A 16,564-nucleotide genomic window follows, 5' to 3' on the forward strand; every position below is an offset into this window, starting at 1 on the left:
GGGTCAGCGCGCCCGCAGGTCCGCGAGCACCGCGTCCGTGAACGGCGGCCAGGCCTCGACCGCCCACGCCCCGAAGGGCCGGTCGGTGAGGGCCACGCACGCGGCCCGCGCGTCCGGGTCGATCCACAGGAAGGTGCCCGACTGCCCGAAGTGCCCGAAGGTGCGCGGCGAGGAGCTCGCGCCCGTCCAGTGCGGGGACTTGCCGTCACGGATCTCGAAGCCGAGCCCCCAGTCGTTCGGCTTCTGGTGCCCGTAGCCGGGCAGGATGCCGGTCAGACCGGGGTACGTGACGGTCATCGCGTCCAGGACGGTCCGCGCGTCGAGCAGCCGCGGCGCCTGCACCTCGGCGGCGAACCGCACGAGGTCGTCCACGGTCGACACGCCGTCCTTGGCGGGCGAACCCTCCAGGGTCGTGGAGGTCATCCCGAGGGGCTCCAGGACCGCCTGGTGCAGATACTCGGCGAAGGGGATGTCGGTGGCCTTGGCGACGTGGTCGCCGAGCGCCTCGAAACCGGTGTTGGAGTAGATCCGGCGGGCGCCGGGCGCGGCCATCACCCGGTTCTCGTCGAACGCGAGCCCCGAGGTGTGGGCGAGGAGGTGGCGGACGGTCGCACCCTCGGGCCCGGCCGGCTCGTCGAGGTCGATCGCCCCCTCCTCGTACGCGACGAGGACGGCGTACGCCGCGAGCGGCTTGGTGACGGAGGCGAGCGGGAAGCGCTGCCCGGTGGGGCCGTGGGACCCGGCCAGGGTGCCGTCCGCGCGGACCACGGCGGCCGCCGCGGTGGGGACGGGCCAGTTCTCGATCGACGCCAGGCTCGGCACGCTGCTCTGCATGGGGCCGAGCCTACTTGCTTCGAGTGCACTCCAACGTTTTAGCGTGGACCCATGAGCGTGATCGAGAGCACGACCGGGCTTACGGGGAAGGACCGCTACACGATCAGCGAGGTGGCCGCGCTGACCGGGCTCACCGCGCACACCCTGCGCTGGTACGAGCGGATCGGCCTCATGCCGCACGTCGACCGTTCGCACACCGGACAGCGCCGCTTCACCGAGCAGGACCTCGGCTGGCTGGCCTTCGTCGGCAAGCTGCGGCTGACCGGAATGCCGGTCGCCGACATGGTCAGGTACGCCGAGCTGGTGCGCGAGGGCGACCACACCCGGGACGCGCGACGGGAGCTCCTGGAGGCCACCCGGCGCGACGTCCTCACCAGGATCACCGAACTCCAGGACACGCTCGCCGTGCTCGACATCAAGATCAGCCATTACGGGACCGCATGCGGAGGAGCACCTTCATGACCAGCGTGACCAAGATCGACACCGTACGTCTCGGCGGCCAGGACGGACCGGAGATCGGCGTCCAGGGCTTCGGTGCCATGGGCATCAGCGAGTTCTACGGCGACACCGACGAGGCCGCCGCCCGCGACACCCTCGACGCGGCCCTGGAGGCCGGCGTCACCCTGATCGACACCGCCGACATCTACGGCAGCGGCGCCAACGAGGAGTTCCTCGCCCCGTTCCTCGCCGCCCACCGCGACGAGGTCACCCTCGCCACCAAGTTCGCCATAGAGCGCCGGGCCGACGACCCCACCTACCGCGGGATCCGCAACGACCCGGCGTACATCAAGAAGGCCGCGGAGGACAGCCTGCGCCGCCTCGGCATCGAGACCATCGACCTCTACTACATGCACCGCCGCGACCCGGAGATCCCCTTCGCGGAGTCCGTCGGCGCGATGGCCGAGCTCGTCCAGGAGGGCAAGGTCCGCTTCCTCGGCCTGAGCGAGGTCACCGGGCCCGAGCTGCGCGAGGCCCACGCGGTGCACCCGATCGCCGCCCTGCAGTCGGAGTGGTCGCTCTTCTCCCGGGACGTGGAGCGCAGCGCCGTCGGCGCCGCCGCCGAGCTCGGCGTGACGTTCGTGCCGTACTCGCCGCTCGGCCGGGGCTTCCTGACCGGCGCGTTCGCGGACGCCGCCAAGGAGCTGTCGGGCGGTGACTTCCGCCAGTACCAGCCCCGGTTCACCGGCGACAACGCCGAGCGGAACGCCGCCCTCCTCGACCCGGTCCGGAAGATCGCCGCCGCCCACGGCGCGACCCCGGCGCAGATCGCCCTCGCCTGGGTCCAGCAGCGCGCCGCCGTGCACGGCCTCACGGTCGTCCCCATCCCCGGCACCCGCAAGCGCTCCCGCCTCCTGGAGAACGCGGCCGCCACCCGGATCACCCTGACCACCGCCGAACTCGCCGAGCTCGAGCCGATCGCGGGCCTGGTGGCCGGCGACCGCTACCCGGACATGAGCTCCACGTCGGCGGCCCGGGAGGCCTGACATCCAGGGGGTGTTGCGCACGTCCCGCACAGCACCCGCGGCGCCCGGCACGCACCGGACACCGCGGGCACCGCACGGGACTTTCGCGACACCCCCCTAGGCCAGCCCCAGGGCGAAGACCGCGAAGCCCGCCGCGAGGACACCCGCCAGGGTGCGGCGGGCCGGGCCGGTCTTGGCCCACGGGGACTCGAAGACGCGCGCGTACCGGCCGATCAGGACCAGGAGACCGGCGAAGACCGGCATCCAGGCGAGCCGGGCGAGGATCCAGCCGACCGAGTCCGGCCCGCCGACCAGACCGGCGACCTCCCCGGCGTACGAGGCGGGGATCGCGGCGGTGAGCATCGCCGTCTGGTGCCAGCACAGGATCGTCATCGCGGACAGGTTGACCACGACGACCGGCGCCCACAGCGCGGGCCGCTTCAGGAGCCGGCCGAGCCGGTCCCGGAGCAGGATCGCCGCGCCGCTCTGCGCGGCGGCGAGGGCGAGGACGAGCAGCGACGGCGGGTGCGAGTTGGTGCGGGCCTCACCGGGCACGCCGACCATCGACGCGGGGTAGCCGAAGGCGAGGAGCAGGGCGGCGAAGAGCGCGGCGCCGCCGAGCAGCAGCCCCCACGCGTGGCGCCGGGTGACCCGGCCCTCGCCCCACGAGACGCCGAGCTGATACGCGAAGAGCCAGCCGGGCAGGATGTTCAGCAGGCTCAGCCAGGACGGCACGGCGTCGGCGTACGGCCCGTACCGCAGGAAGTCGACGACGGCGACCGAGCCGAGCAGCGGCGCCGCGGCCCACACCCCGAGACGGCGGGCCGCCCGCACGCACAGCGGGGTCAGCGCGGTGACCACCGTGTACACCCCGACGAACCAGAGCGGCTGGATCACCAGCGTGGACGCCGTCCGCAGCGTGTCCACGGGCACCCCGAGACCGAAGTGAAGGACCGGGAGCAGCGCCGCCCACACGGCGGTGACCCCGAGCACCGGACGCCCGAGCCGGGCGAGCCGGCCGCCCAGCCACGCGCGCGTGGAGCCCTTGCGGCGCCGGTACGACAGGACGGAGGCGTAGCCACCGACCAGGAAGAAGATCCCCAGCATCTGGAGGACCCAGCTCACCGGGGCGAGGCCGGCGAAGGTGCCGAGCGGGCTCGCGTTGTGGAGGGCGCCGTCGGAGGAGAGCGTGAAACCGCCGAGCAGCCAGTGCCCGGTCGGCACGGCGAGCAGCGCGAGGGCGCGCAGCCCGTCGATCGCTCGGTCGCGGTGGGCGGGCGTGGAGGACTCGATCTTCGCGACGAGCGTCTTCATCGGACGTCCCCCTCGGCGATCGCGGCGAACGCGCGGAGGGAAGCGGTGCCGGGCGCGAAGTAGCCGCCGTGCCCGGCGGCGTCCTCGGCCGGGATCCGGCGGGCCCCGAAGGCCGGGTCGGTGGGGTCGGCGCCGTGCCCGAGGCCCGCGAACTCGACGTTCGGGACCCGGTCGATCCAGTCGGTGGGATCCTTCGCCGCCCAGACGCGGGCCGAGGTGCCGAGCTCGGAGACGTTCTCGGCGCGCATCCCGGGGGAGCCGAAGACCACCAGGTCCTTGGCCTTCAGCCGGTGGGCGGCGAGCCCGCAGACCACGGAGCCGTAGCTGTGGCAGAAGACGGACGGCTCGGCCGCCCCCACGGTCGCCAGGCCGTCCGTGAACCGGGTCAGACGCTCCGCCCCGGCCTCCGCGAGCCGCCCGGTGGCCGCGTCGAGCCCGACGCCGACGGGCGTGGTGTACCCGGCCCAGGCGACGACCGCCGTACGGCCGCCGGTCGCCCGGCGCAGCTCGGCCGCCATGTCCGCGAGCGGCTCGACGTGCTCCGCGTCGATGTCGGAGCCGGGCACGATCACGGCCACGTGCTCGGCCCGCGCCAGGTCCCCGTAGACCAGGGCCACCTGCCCCCGGCCGCGCGGATCGTGGGCGAGGACCCGAGCCCCGGCGAACTCCCCGTGCGTGGAGCGGGCGTTGGCCTCGTACCGCAGCTCCAGGGGCGCCCCGTCGAGGTTCCCGACGACCGTCGGGTGCGTGCGGGCCAGCTCCCGCTGCCGTACGGGACTCAGCCCCGCGAAGAACCGCGCGACCTCGGCCGGGCCCATCCGCTCCGGGTCCGGCAGCCCCTCGGCCCGCCACGCCGCCGTTCCGGCGGGGGCCCCGGTCACGGCCTCCTGGGTGTTCCCGGACGCCCAGCCGGCCGTTCCGGCGATCACGCCGGTCACCACGGCCGCGGTGATCAGGGTCCTCGTGAAGCGGCGCATCGGCCCGCCCTCCCTCGCTCTTGTCGTTGGCGAGAGGAAGGTAGGAAGACGAGGGGTGACGGCACGTCACACCCGGGAGCCAACTCCCGTCTGATACCGGGGTAGGGGGTGGAGGAGCAGCCAACCCGAGGGTGGGGGTGGGGTTTTCCCCCGGGCGCTCGGCGTCAGCTCGCCCCGGGGGTCACCAGGCCCGACTCGTACGCGAAGACCACCGCCTGCGCCCGGTCGCGCAGGTCCAGCTTGGCGAGGACCCGGCCGATGTGGGTCTTCACCGTCTGCTCGGCGAGGACCAGGCTGTCCGCGATCTCCTGGTTGGACAGGCCCCGGGCGATCAGCTCCAGGACCTCCGTCTCGCGCGGGGTGAGCCCGTTCAGGCGCAGCGCCGTGGTGTCCCGGCGGGGCGCCGGGCGCGAGGCCGCGAAGTCGGCGATGAGGCGGCGGGTCACGGACGGGGCGAGGAGCGCCTCGCCCGCCGCCACCACCCGTACCGCCGCGATGAGATCGGCCGGCGGCGCGTCCTTGAGGAGGAAGCCGGACGCGCCCGCGCGCAGCGCCTCGTACACGTAGTCGTCGACGTCGAAGGTGGTCAGCATCAGCACCTTCGGCCGGTGCGTGACCCCGGCCGGCGGGTGCAGGATCTCCCGGGCGGCCGCGAGCCCGTCCAGCTCCGGCATCCGCACGTCCATCAGGACCACGTCCGGGTGCGTCGAACGCGCCACCTCCACGCCCTGCCGCCCGTCCGGCGCCTCGCCGACCACGTCGATGTCGGGCTGCGCGGCGAGCAGTGCGGCGAAACCGGCCCGCACCATGGCCTGGTCGTCGACGATGATCACGCGGATGGTCACTCGGTGTCCTTCGTACGCAGGGGAAGCCGGGCCGCGACCCGGAAGCCGCCGTCCGGAAGCGGCCCGGTGTCCAGGGAGCCGCCGGTCAACCGTACGCGTTCCCGCATGCCGACGAGCCCGTGCCCGGTGCCGGGGGCGCCGCGCTCGACGGACGAACGCTCCTCCAGGGGCGGCCCGTTGACGACGAGGATGGTCAGCCAGCCCTCGTCGGCCCGCACCGACACACGGGTCGAGGCCCCGGGCGCGTGCCGTACGACGTTGGCGAGGGCCTCCTGCACGATCCGGTACGCGGACAGGTCCACCGCCTGCGGCACGTCCCCGAGATCGGCGGCGAGCCGCAGCTCCGCCGGCACGCCCGCGCGTACGGTCGCCTCGACGAGCTGCTGGACCCGGTCGAGGCCCGGCTGCGGGGCCCGCTCGCCCTCGCTGCCGTCACTGCGCAGCACGGAGAGCAGCCGCCGCATCTCGGCCAGCGACTCCCGGGCGCTCGCCGCGATCGAGGTGAACTCCTCGCGGGCGGCCTCCGGGAGTTCGGGGATGCGGTACGGGGCCGAGTCCGCCTGCACGGTGATCACGGACATGTGATGGGCGACGACGTCGTGCAGCTCGCGCGCGATCCTGGCCCGCTCCTCCAGGAGCGTGCGGCGGGCCCGTTCGGCCTCGCTGATGGTCTCCTGCTCGGCGAGCCGCCGCTGCGCGTCGCCGCGGGCACGGACCGCCGAGGTGAGGAGCAGCAGCACGCCGCTCAGGACGAGCAGAAGGACGTGGAGGCTGGTGAGCCCGGCGGGCCGGAAGGCCTCCAGGACGAAACCGGCGACGCCGGTGGCCAGCCACACCCCGAACAGCGCCCGGCGGGACTCGCGCAGTCCGAGCGCGACCATGAGGGCGCAGTAGCCGATGACGACCGGCGGGGTCCATGGCCACATCTCCGCCTGGGGACCGTCCGAGCCGAGCAGCACGAGCGCGCCCAGCACATCGGCGGCGAAGACGATCCACCAGGCCTGGAGGGGGCGGGTGACGGCGAGGAGCAGCGGCGCGGCCTGGGCGGTGCCGAGGGCGCCGGCGAGGGCGCCGTTGACGCCGTAGTCGTTGACGAGGAGCAGGATGGTGGAGGGGAGGAGCGCGGCGCTGAACGCGAGGGCGACGACGTAGGGCAGCAGCCGCACCCACCGCCCCGAGGCACCCGCGAGAAGCGGAGCCCCCGGCGTGGTCGGGGTGGTGAGCGCGGCCCCGAGCCCCTGGAACATCTCACGCAGACGTGTGGCGGACGGGCGGGCGGCGGGCGGCTCGGGCCGCGATGCGGTAACCATGACGAGCCCAGAGTAGGCAAGCCCCCACCCCCGGACGTCATACCGGAGACTGGACCGGGGGGTGATACCGGGGTATGACCCCCACCCCCGTTGCGGGCGCAGTCGCTCCGCCGGGGCGGTACCCACCCACCCCCGTTGTGGGCATGCGTTCCGCCGGGGCGGTACCCACCCCGTTGTGGGCAATCGTTCCGCTGGGGCGGAACGGGTGGGCACAACGGACCCGCGCCCTGCCGGCGCCAGAGGCTTTCGCGCCTGAACCCGCACCGCAGGTACGGCGCACAACGTGGTGCGGGTCAGGCTCGGAACGCGGAGGCGCCGCTAGAGGGCGCCGTCCCGTGTGCCCACCCGTCCCGCCCTGCGGGACACCTGCCCACACGGCGGGTGGGCGGTGGGCACCGCCCAGCCCAGGCGCGGGCACAGGGCAAGGCGCGGGCGCAGGGCAAGGCGCGCCCCCTCAGAGCTCCGCCAGGAGTTCCGCCTTCTTCGCCGAGAACTCCGCATCCGTAACCAGCCCCGCCTGATGCAGCTCCCCCAAGTGCCGAATCCTTTCAGCCACCGCCCCCGGATCCCGAGCCTCCCCGTCCCGCCCCCCGGCCGACGCCGCGACGGGCACGGGCACGGGCACGGGCGTCCGGTCCTTGCCCCGGATCGCCGCGAGGACGGAGGCCGCGAAGGTCAGGGACTCGTACACCGGCCCGTAGCGGCCGAAGACGACGCACGCCGGGTCCTGGTCGGGCCGGTCGGCCCGGGGCCCGCCGCCCCGCGGCACCAGCCGCAGGTACCCGTCGACGCCGTCCGGCGAGCGCCATTCGACCCCGCAGAGGTCCCGTACGGGAAAGACCTGATCGCCGGACTTCCACTTCTCCGTGGACGCCCCCGTCCAGGACCAGCGGAACGCGACCTCCGAGGTTCCGTCGAAGCTGGCCTTCCCGTCGTACGCCTTGAAGGATTGCGGCCCCGGCGGCGGCGCCACCAGGAACCGCTCGGCGGGCGCGACGCCCCCGACGTCCCCGCCCGCGTCGTACGCCTCGTACCCGGCGGCCCCCGCGGCCCCCGGGTGCGACGCGAGGAGCGCCCGCAGCTCGTCCCGGTACTGCTCGGCGAGCGTCTCGCGCTCCGCCGGGAGGACCAGGCGGTACGGATCGCTGCCTTCCTTGAGCTGTCCCGCGGCCGCCTCCATCAGCGGATCGGCGCCCGGCCTCGGCACGGCGTGCAGCACGACGGTGCCCCGCTTGCCGGGCGTGAGCGTCACAGACGCCAGCGCCTCGTGCGGTACGCGTCTCTCGCGCAGCGCGGAGAACAGCTTCGGCGTGCGGATCCCCCGATCGAAGCGGATGACGAGTGCGTCGCTCTCGAGCTCCCAGGTGGCATGAATTCCGGCCAGCACATCACCCATACGCCTCATCGTAAGCGGCGTGTGCCCTCGCGTCGCCCCTGTGAAAGGTCCCGAAATTGCGTGATCTACGCGCGTCAGAGCCCTTCCGTGCCGGATATTCCGTCGTGGCAAGCGCTGTCGGCACGTGCGCAGATCAGCCTCGGGTAGGCCCCGACGCCTATCGAGGCGAAGTTTCCGAGGCTCTCCGTACCCGGCTCGAAATAGCCGCTGTGGCCGAGTGCCCCGCGCGCGGAGAGCAGCCGGGCGCCGAACTCCGGCGCGACGGGGTCGGCGCCGTGCCCGAGCCCGGCCACCTCCAGGTGCGGCACGTCGGCGATCCAGTCGTCGGTGTCCCGCATGGCCCACACGTGCGCGGGGCTGTCGAGTTCGGCCGCCCGCTCGACCCGCATCCCGGGGCTTCCGGCCACGGCCACGTCGGTCACCCGGGCGGGCAGCCGGGGCGCGGCGACCCCGCAGAGCACGGAACCGTAGCTGTGGCAGAAGAGCGCCACGCGCGTCTGCGGGGGCAGCGACTCGGTGAGCCCGACCAGGCGCGCGGCTCCTTCCTCGGCCAGCCGGCCGGTCATCGCGTCGACGCCGATCCCGGCGGGCGCGGTGTAGTCGGCCCAGGCGACCACCGCCACGCGCGCGCGGGGCGCGGCCTGCCGCTCGGCGGCGTAGAGGGCCTCGGCCATGCCGACCGGGGCCCTGTACCGGCCGTGGGTCTTCTGGAAGGTGAGCAGGTTGGTGTCGACGCCCGGCACGATCACCGAGACGCGCCGGGCGCGCTCCAGGTCCCCGAGGACCTCGGCGGCCCGCCCCGTACCGGTCGGGTCGAAGGCGAGGACCTGGCGGCCGGGCCGCATCAGCGAGGCGAAGCGGTCGACGCGGCGCCGGGCCTCGTGCCGGCCCTCGGGGGAGAGCCTGGTGTCGTCGACCCGGCCGCGCTCGGCGGCGTACGCGCGCGCGAGGGTGATCCGGTTGGCGCGGTAGCGCAGGGAGACCGGGACGCCGTTGAGGTTGCCGACGACGAGCGGATGCCGTGCGGCGAGCCGGTCGCCCTCCGCGGGGCCGAGTCCGGCGAAGAAGGCGGCGACGGTACGGGCCGGGGCGGCCGGGTCGGGCAGCGGACGGAGGTCGATCCGGTCGCGCGCCCAGGCGGCGAGCGCTGCCTCGCGGGACGGCCAGGGCACGGGCCGGTGCCGGATGGTGGTCCACCCGGTGGTCGCGAGGAGCACGAACACGACGGCGAGCGCGAGGAGCGCGCGCGTGGCGACGACGGCGGGCGAGGAATCGACGGAGGTCACGGGCGGCCACCCTACGGGGCGAAGATGACGGCCCCGGACCTGCGGGGTCCCAGGGCCCGTCCGGTGGATCATGGCCGGGTCCGCCCTGGTCCGCCGGACAGGCCCCGGGGCCCTATCCCTCCCGCTCCCGCCAGTGCGGGGCCAGAGCCGGGCCGAGGTGGTCGAGGTACTCCTCGGTGAGCGCCCTGATGGCCTCCAGGCTCTGGTCCGTACCGCGGCCCCACATCTGGCCAGTGACGCGCATCACCCCGCCGAACGCCGCCACCGCGATCCGGGGGCGGGGGTCCTCGTCGACGTCGAGGCCCTCGCGCGCGGCGATGATCCGGGCGAGGGTCTCCTCCGTCTCCGTGGAGCGGCGCAGATGGACGGCGAGCAGCGCGGGCGTCGACTCGATCATGAGGTACGTGCGCAGGTGCAGCTCGACGGGGACGACCTCGGCGATCGCCTCGCCGATGGTGTCCCAGGCGCACAGGACGGCGTTGCGCATCGCGTCGAGGGGCGCCTCCTCCGGGGGGCGCTGCCCGAGGGCGTGCACGAAGCGCTCCTCCACCATCTGCTGGACGGCGAAGGCGACCTCCTCCTTGGAGGAGAAGTACCGGAAGAAGGTGCGCTGGGAGACCTCCACGGCGTCGACGATCTCGTCGACGGTGGTCCGCTCGTACCCCTGGGTGGTGAAGAGCTCCAGGGCGACCCGGATCAGCGCGTCGCGCGTGCGCTGCTTCTTCCGCTCGCGCAGTCCGGGCACGGGCACGGTCACGTCGGGGTCCTCTTTTCCGGCATTTCGTCCGCTCAGCCTACCTGTGAGCTACGTGACAGTTACCGACGCGTGAATCGCTTTGTCAATTGTCAGTGACTGTCATTAGCCTCGTTCGCATGACTAGTCAGACCACCGTGGAAAAGGCCCCGCAGGGTCAGGGGGACACCCGGGAACCCGTACCGGTCCCGGCGAAGGGACTGCGCGGCCACCCGTGGTTGACGCTGTTCGCCGTCGCCGTGGGCGTGATGATGGTCGCGCTCGACGGCACGATCGTCGCCATCGCCAACCCGGCCATCAAGGAGGACCTCGGCGCCACCCTCGCCCAGGTCCAGTGGATCACCAACGGCTATCTGCTCGCCCTCGCCGTCGCCCTGATCACCGCCGGCAAGCTCGGTGACCGCTTCGGCCACCGGCAGACCTTCCTCATAGGCATCGCCGGCTTCGCCGCCGCCTCCGGCGCGATCGGCCTGTCCCACTCCATCGGCGCGGTGATCGCCTTCCGCGTCCTGCAGGGCCTCTTCGGCGCCCTGCTGATGCCGGCCGCGCTCGGCCTGCTGCGCGCCACCTTCCCCGCCGAGAAGCTGAACATGGCGATCGGCATCTGGGGCATGGTCATCGGCGCGTCCACGGCGGGCGGCCCGATCCTCGGCGGCTTCCTCGTGGAGCACGTCAACTGGCAGTCCGTCTTCTTCATCAACGTGCCGGTCGGCGTGCTCGCGCTCGTCCTCGGCCTGGTCATCCTCAAGGACCACCGCGCCGAGAACGCGCCGCGCTCCTTCGACATCCTCGGCATCCTGCTGCTCTCCGGCGCCATGGCCTCCCTCGTGTGGAGCCTCATCAAGGCCGGCGAGTCCTGGGGCTGGTCCAGCGGCAAGACCTGGGGCTGCCTGATCGGCGCGCTGGTCCTGTTCGCGGTCTTCGCCTTCTGGGAGACCAAGGTCAAGGAGCCGCTGATCCCGCTGGGCATGTTCCGCTCCGTGCCGCTCTCGGCCGGCGTGGTGCTGATGGTCCTGATGGCCTTCGCCTTCATGGGCGGCCTCTTCTTCGTGACCTTCTACCTCCAGGGCGTGAAGGGACTCGGCCCGGTCGACGCCGGTCTGCACCTGCTGCCGCTGACCGCGATGATGATCGTCTCCTCGCCGCTGGCCGGCGCGCTGATCACCAGGTTCGGGCCGCGCGTGCCGCTCGTCGGCGGCATGGTCTGCACGGCCGTCGCGATGTTCGGCATGATCACGCTCACCGCAGGCACCGGAACCCTCGCCATGTCCCTCTGGTTCGCCCTGCTCGGTCTGGGCCTCGCCCCGGTCATGGTCGGCGCGACCGAGGTCATCGTCGGCAACGCGCCGCTCGAACTCTCCGGCGTGGCCGGCGGTCTCCAGCAGGCCGCCATGCAGGTCGGCGGCGCGCTCGGCACGGCGGTGCTCGGTGCCGTCATGTCCTCCAAGGTCTCCGACGCCTTCGCGGGCAACTGGAAGGAGGCCGGCATCCCGGTCCCGGCCGACCCGCGTCTGGAGCAGGCCGCCGAGTTCGGCATGGCCCCGCCGGAGCTGGCCCAGGCGCCGGGGATGACTCCCGGGCTCCTCCAGCAGATCACCGGGGTCATCCACGACACCTTCCTCGACGGCATGGGCCTGGCCTTCACCGTCGCCGGCGGCGTCGCCGTCGTCGCGGCCCTCGTGGCCACGCTCACCAAGCGCGGCGAGAACGCGGAGGCGGGCGGCATGGGCGGTCACATCTGACGTCCGCCCGTCAGGGTTCCCGTAGGGGGCCGTCACCCGTTCGCGTGAACGGGGGCGGCCCCTCTTCCGTCGCGGGGAGACCTCCGCCATTCTCGTGATTACAGAGAGTGACGAAACGGGGGTTCATCAGCATGTACGTCAGCGTGTATACGAAGACCGCTCTCACGATCGCGGCGGTCCTGACCGCACTCCTCGCCGCGCCCGCAAGCGCCGCGCCCGCAAGCGCCGCGCCCGCAAGCGCCGCGCCCGCAAGCGCCGCGCCCGCAAGCGCCGCGCCCGCGAGCGCCGTGCCCGCGAGTGCCGCGCCCGCGGGCGCCGCACCTGCCGGGGGCACCGCCCTCGGGGCCTGCGGACCGGGCCGGCTCTGCCTCTGGCCCAAGCCCGACTTCAAGGGCAGGCCGTGGACGCACGAGCTGGCCACGACCGACATCGACAGCTGCGTCGCCCTGCCGCCCGGCACCTCGGCCCAGTCCCTCGCGAACCGCACCGGACGCCCCGTCACCACCTACCAGTCGGCCGAATGCGGGGAGACGGGGGAGTTCGAGACGTACCCGGGGCGGGGGACCTGGGTGCCGCAGACGGCCTACGAGGTCAGAGCGTTCAAGCTCTGGGAGCGGTAGGCGAGGGGACCTCGTGCGGGCCCGGCGGTTCCTGCGGGCCCGACGGGCCGGGGAGACCGGGCGGTTCGTGCGGGCCCGGTCCCGGCGGGGCCGACAGCCGCGCCACCTCGGCGCGCAGCTCCCGGACCTCCTGGGTGAGCGCCTCCAGGAGCTCGGTCTGCCGGCGCTCCACCGCGTCGTCGCGGTCGAAGCGCGAGATGAACCAGGCCGCGATGTTGGCCGTGACGACACCGAGCAGGGCGATGCCCGAGAGCATCAGGCCCACCGCGAGGATCCGGCCGAGCCCCGTGGTCGGCGCGTGGTCGCCGTAGCCGACCGTGGTCATCGTGGTGAACGACCACCACACCGCGTCCCCGAGCGTCTTGATGTTGCCGTTCGGCGCGTCCCGCTCCACGTGCAGCACGGCCAGCGAGCCGAACATCATCAGCCCGACCACCGCGCCCGCCACATACGTGGTGAGCGTTATCTGCGGGGCCATCCGGGCCCGCCGACCCACGAGGAGGAGCGTGGAGACGACCCGCAGCAGCCGCAGCGGCTGCACCATCGGCAGTATCACCGCGAGCAGGTCCAGCGGATGGCCGCGGACGAAGCGCCAGCGGTCCGGGGCGAGCCCGAGACGGACGAGATAGTCGAGCGCGAAGGCACCCCAGACGGCCCACTCGACGTGCGTGCACAGCCCGTGCACCCACGGCTCGGCGCCGGGAGCCACGATCGGCACCGCGTAGGCGACGCCGAACGCGACAGCGAGCACCAGGAGCGGCGTCTGGGTGCGCTCTTCCCAGCGAAGTTTCATGACGGGCATGACCGGCATCGTAAGGAATGGCGAAGGGCGGCGGGACCGCGTCCCACCGCCCTCACCAGCCGAAACGAACGACCGGCGTCAGGCGTCGCCGCCCGCCGCGCCCGGGTCGGCGGCCGCCACGTCGAGGAGCTGGTAGCGGTCCACGGCCTGCTTCAGGGCCGAGCGCTCGACCTTGCCCTCGCGGGCCAGCTCGGTCAGCACCGCCAGCACGATCGACTGCGCGTCGATGTGGAAGTACCGGCGGGCCGCGCCGCGCGTGTCCGCGAAGCCGAAGCCGTCCGCGCCCAGCGAGGTGTACGAGCCGGGAACCCAGCGGGAGATCTGGTCCGGCACCGTGCGCATCCAGTCCGAGACCGCGACGAACGGGCCCTCGGCGCCCTGGAGCTTGCGGGTCACGTACGGGACGCGCTGCTCCTCGTCCGGGTGGAGCAGGTTGTGCTCCTCGACGGCCACGGCCTCGCGGCGCAGCTCGGTCCAGGAGGTCGCGGACCAGACGTCGGCCTTGACGTTCCACTCCTCGGCGAGGATCCGCTGCGCCTCGATCGCCCACGGCACGGCGACACCGGAGGCCATGATCTGCGCCGGGATCGTGCCCGCCTCGCCGGGCTTGAGGCGGTGGATGCCCTGGAGGATGCCGTCCACGTCCACGTTCTCCGGCTCGGCCGGGTGCTGGATCGGCTCGTTGTAGACGGTCAGGTAGTAGAAGACGTCCTCGGCCTCGGGGCCGTACATGCGGCGCAGACCGTCCTTGACGATGTGCGCGATCTCGAAGCCGAACGCCGGGTCGTAGGCGATGCAGGCCGGGTTGGTCGAGGCCAGGAGGTGCGAGTGGCCGTCCGCGTGCTGGAGACCCTCCCCGGTCAGCGTCGTCCGGCCGGCGGTGGCGCCGAGCACGAAGCCGCGCGCCAGCTGGTCGGACATCTGCCAGAACTGGTCGCCGGTCCGCTGGAAGCCGAACATCGAGTAGAAGACGTACACCGGGATCAGCGGCTCGCCGTGCGTGGCGTACGCCGAGCCGGCGGCGATCAGCGAGGCCGTGCAGCCGGCCTCCGAGATGCCGTCGTGCAGCATCTGGCCGGTCGGCGACTCCTTGTAGGCGAGGAGGAGTTCGCGGTCCACCGCCTCGTACTGCTGGCCCAGCGGGTTGTAGATCTTGGCGCTCGGGAAGAACGCGTCCATGCCGAAGGTGCGGTACTCGTCGGGGGCGATCAGCACGAAGCGCTTGCCGATCTCCTTGTCCCGCATGAGGTCCTTCAGGATGCGGACGAAGGCCATCGTGGTGGCGATCGACTGCTGCCCCGAGCCCTTCTTGGCGGCCGCGTAGGCCTTGTCGTCGGGGAGGACCAGCGGCTTCGCCCGCACGACCCGGGTCGGGACGTACCCGCCCAGCGCCTTGCGGCGGTCGTGCATGTACTGGATCTCCTCGGAGTTCCGGCCCGGGTGGTAGTACGGCGGGAGGCCCTCCTCCAGCTGCCGGTCCGTCACCGGGATGTGCAGCCGGTCGCGGAAGCGCTTGAGGTCGTCGACCGTCAGCTTCTTCATCTGGTGGGTCGCGTTGCGGCCCTCGAAGTTGGGGCCGAGCGTCCAGCCCTTGACGGTCTGCGCGAGGATCACGGTCGGCTGGCCGGCGTGGCCCTTCGCCGCCGCGTAGGCCGCGTAGATCTTCTTGTGGTCGTGACCGCCGCGGCCCAGGTGCAGGACCTGCTGGTCCGACATGCCCTCGACCATGGCCCGCAGCCGGTGGTCGTCGCCGAAGAAGTGGTCGCGGATGTAGCCGCCGGTCTCCGTGGCGTACGTCTGGAACTGGCCGTCCGGGGTGGTGTTCAGCTTGTTGACCAGGATGCCGTCGCGGTCCTGCGCGAGCAGCGGGTCCCAGGAGCGGTCCCAGATCAGCTTGATGACGTTCCAGCCGTTGCCCCGGAAGATCGACTCCAGCTCCTGGATGATCTTGCCGTTGCCGCGGACCGGGCCGTCGAGCCGCTGGAGGTTGCAGTTGACGACGAAGGTCAGGTTGTCCAGACCCTCACGGGCGGCGATGGAGAGCTGGCCGAGCGACTCGACCTCGTCCATCTCGCCGTCGCCGAGGAACGCCCAGACGTGGGACTTGGAGGTGTCGGCGATGCCGCGCGCCTCCATGTACCGGTTCATCCGCGCCTGGTAGATCGCGCCGAGCGGGCCGAGGCCCATCGACACGGTCGGGAACTCCCAGAAGTCCGGCATCAGCCGCGGGTGCGGGTACGAGGAAAGGCCGTTCGGGAACTTCGACTTCTCCTGGCGGAAGGCGTCGAGCTGCGTCGCGTCCAGCCGGTCGAGCAGGTACGCGCGGGCGTAGATGCCGGGGGAGGCGTGCCCCTGGAAGAAGATCTGGTCGCCGCCGTCGCCCTCGTCCTTGCCGCGGAAGAAGTGGTTGAAGCCGACGTCGTACAGGGAGGCCGAGGAGGCGAAGGTCGCGATGTGACCGCCGACGCCGATGCCCGGGCGCTGGGCGCGCGAGACCATCACGGCCGCGTTCCACCGGGTGGCGTTGAGGACCTTGCGCTCGATCTCCTCGTTGCCGGGGAAGAACGGCTCGTCCTTGGTGGCGATGGTGTTGACGTAGTCCGTGCTGCGCATCTCGGGCACGGCCACGCGCTTCTCGCGGGCCCGCTCGATCAGGCGGAGCATGAGGTAGCGGGCCCGCTCACGGCCCCGCTCGTCGACGGCGGCGTCGAGGGAGTCGAGCCATTCCTGGGTCTCTTCCGGGTCGAAATCCGGGACCTGGCTGGGAAGGCCGCCAATGATGATCGGGTTGCGATCGGATCCGGGAGCCACGCTCTTCCTTCGCTGTTCGGTGGTGCCCACGGGGCCACGGGCTGTCGGGATGTCCATCGTGTACCCCGCCGACGCCAGACGTCACATTTACCGAGGGGTAACCCCCGGGGGTGCCTCGCCCTGCCCTCCAGATGTCCGGTGCGGTCGATCCGGCTGTTCTGTGCGGTCAAATCGCAACCTTACGCCCAACCCGCGCATGCGTTTCGTCCGGGCGTTCGGCAGACTGAAACCGCAGAAGCCAGCAGAACGGGACGAACCGTGTGTGCCTGATCGTGGAGGAGGGTCCGACGATGCCGGAAGTTGCGGCGAGACGGCCCCAAACGTCACCGTTTCGGCGGTCTCGGCGGCCGGGTACTTGCGCGATCCGCCCCGGCACGTGTGGACTACGGCCAGCGCCGCGCGCATACGCG

At 72.7% G+C, this 16,564-nt stretch carries 14 protein-coding genes; 4 read left to right on the plus strand and 10 right to left on the minus strand.

The features are described from left to right. Positions 1-3 precede the first annotated feature (3 nt). Positions 4-834, minus strand: coding sequence for a serine hydrolase domain-containing protein (locus AC07AW_RS09560; protein WP_478814871.1), 831 nt, complete (start codon positions 832-834; stop codon positions 4-6). A 51-nt stretch (positions 835-885) separates the two neighbouring features. Between AC07AW_RS09560 and AC07AW_RS09565 the strand changes: the two genes are divergently transcribed. Further along, the gene (locus AC07AW_RS09565) at positions 886-1,296 is read left to right on the plus strand and encodes a MerR family transcriptional regulator (protein ID WP_478814872.1); all 411 of its coding nucleotides are present in this window, start codon (positions 886-888) and stop codon (positions 1,294-1,296) included. Next, on the plus strand, positions 1,293-2,318 hold the full coding sequence (locus AC07AW_RS09570; RefSeq protein WP_478814873.1) for an aldo/keto reductase: 1,026 nt from the start codon (positions 1,293-1,295) through the stop codon (positions 2,316-2,318). The genes AC07AW_RS09565 and AC07AW_RS09570 overlap by 4 nt, the downstream gene beginning before the upstream one ends. A 96-nt stretch (positions 2,319-2,414) precedes the next feature. Here the strand turns inward: AC07AW_RS09570 and AC07AW_RS09575 are convergent, their stop codons facing one another. From AC07AW_RS09575 to AC07AW_RS09605, 7 genes are all read right to left on the minus strand, one after another. Then, a complete protein-coding gene (locus tag AC07AW_RS09575; protein ID WP_478814874.1) occupies positions 2,415-3,611 on the minus strand; it encodes an acyltransferase family protein in 1,197 nt (398 codons plus the stop codon). Next, entirely contained in the window at positions 3,608-4,588 is a 981-nt protein-coding gene (locus AC07AW_RS09580; RefSeq protein WP_478814875.1) for an alpha/beta hydrolase, read from the minus strand. The genes AC07AW_RS09575 and AC07AW_RS09580 overlap by 4 nt, the downstream gene beginning before the upstream one ends. Positions 4,589-4,752: 164 nt before the next feature. Beyond that, the gene (locus AC07AW_RS09585; protein ID WP_478814876.1) at positions 4,753-5,433 is read right to left on the minus strand and encodes a response regulator; all 681 of its coding nucleotides are present in this window, start codon (positions 5,431-5,433) and stop codon (positions 4,753-4,755) included. After that, positions 5,430-6,743, minus strand: a complete 1,314-nt coding sequence (locus AC07AW_RS09590) for a sensor histidine kinase (protein WP_478814877.1) — start codon at positions 6,741-6,743, stop codon at positions 5,430-5,432. Before AC07AW_RS09590 ends, AC07AW_RS09585 begins: the two co-directional genes overlap by 4 nt. A gap of 454 nt (positions 6,744-7,197) precedes the next feature. Then, positions 7,198-8,139 carry a DUF4429 domain-containing protein gene (locus tag AC07AW_RS09595; RefSeq protein WP_478814878.1) on the minus strand — a complete coding sequence of 314 codons (942 nt, stop codon included), beginning with the start codon at positions 8,137-8,139 and terminating at the stop codon, positions 7,198-7,200. Between the two features lie 74 nt (positions 8,140-8,213). Beyond that, positions 8,214-9,425: an alpha/beta hydrolase gene (locus AC07AW_RS09600; protein WP_478814879.1), complete on the minus strand. Its 1,212-nt coding sequence runs from the start codon at positions 9,423-9,425 to the stop codon at positions 8,214-8,216. A 112-nt stretch (positions 9,426-9,537) separates the two neighbouring features. Then, a complete protein-coding gene (locus tag AC07AW_RS09605; RefSeq protein ID WP_478815320.1) occupies positions 9,538-10,176 on the minus strand; it encodes a TetR family transcriptional regulator in 639 nt (212 codons plus the stop codon). A 122-nt stretch (positions 10,177-10,298) separates the two neighbouring features. On the opposite strand from AC07AW_RS09605, the gene AC07AW_RS09610 reads away from it, so the two are divergent. Further along, complete coding sequence (locus AC07AW_RS09610) at positions 10,299-11,921, plus strand: MFS transporter (RefSeq protein WP_478814880.1); 1,623 nt, start codon at positions 10,299-10,301, stop codon at positions 11,919-11,921. A gap of 131 nt (positions 11,922-12,052) precedes the next feature. After that, positions 12,053-12,541 carry a peptidase inhibitor family I36 protein gene (locus AC07AW_RS09615; protein WP_478814881.1) on the plus strand — a complete coding sequence of 163 codons (489 nt, stop codon included), beginning with the start codon at positions 12,053-12,055 and terminating at the stop codon, positions 12,539-12,541. Here AC07AW_RS09615 and AC07AW_RS09620 read toward each other — a convergent pair. Both AC07AW_RS09620 and aceE read right to left on the minus strand, forming a co-directional pair. Then, positions 12,522-13,334, minus strand: a complete 813-nt coding sequence (locus AC07AW_RS09620; protein ID WP_478815321.1) for a potassium channel family protein — start codon at positions 13,332-13,334, stop codon at positions 12,522-12,524. The genes AC07AW_RS09615 and AC07AW_RS09620 overlap by 20 nt on opposite strands. Positions 13,335-13,421: 87 nt before the next feature. Next, positions 13,422-16,154 (minus strand): pyruvate dehydrogenase (acetyl-transferring), homodimeric type, encoded by a 2,733-nt coding sequence (gene aceE, locus AC07AW_RS09625; RefSeq protein WP_478814882.1) that lies wholly within the window; start codon positions 16,152-16,154, stop codon positions 13,422-13,424. Positions 16,155-16,564: the final 410 nt, after the last annotated feature.

The organism is Streptomyces sp. NPDC044003, assembly GCF_056435185.1.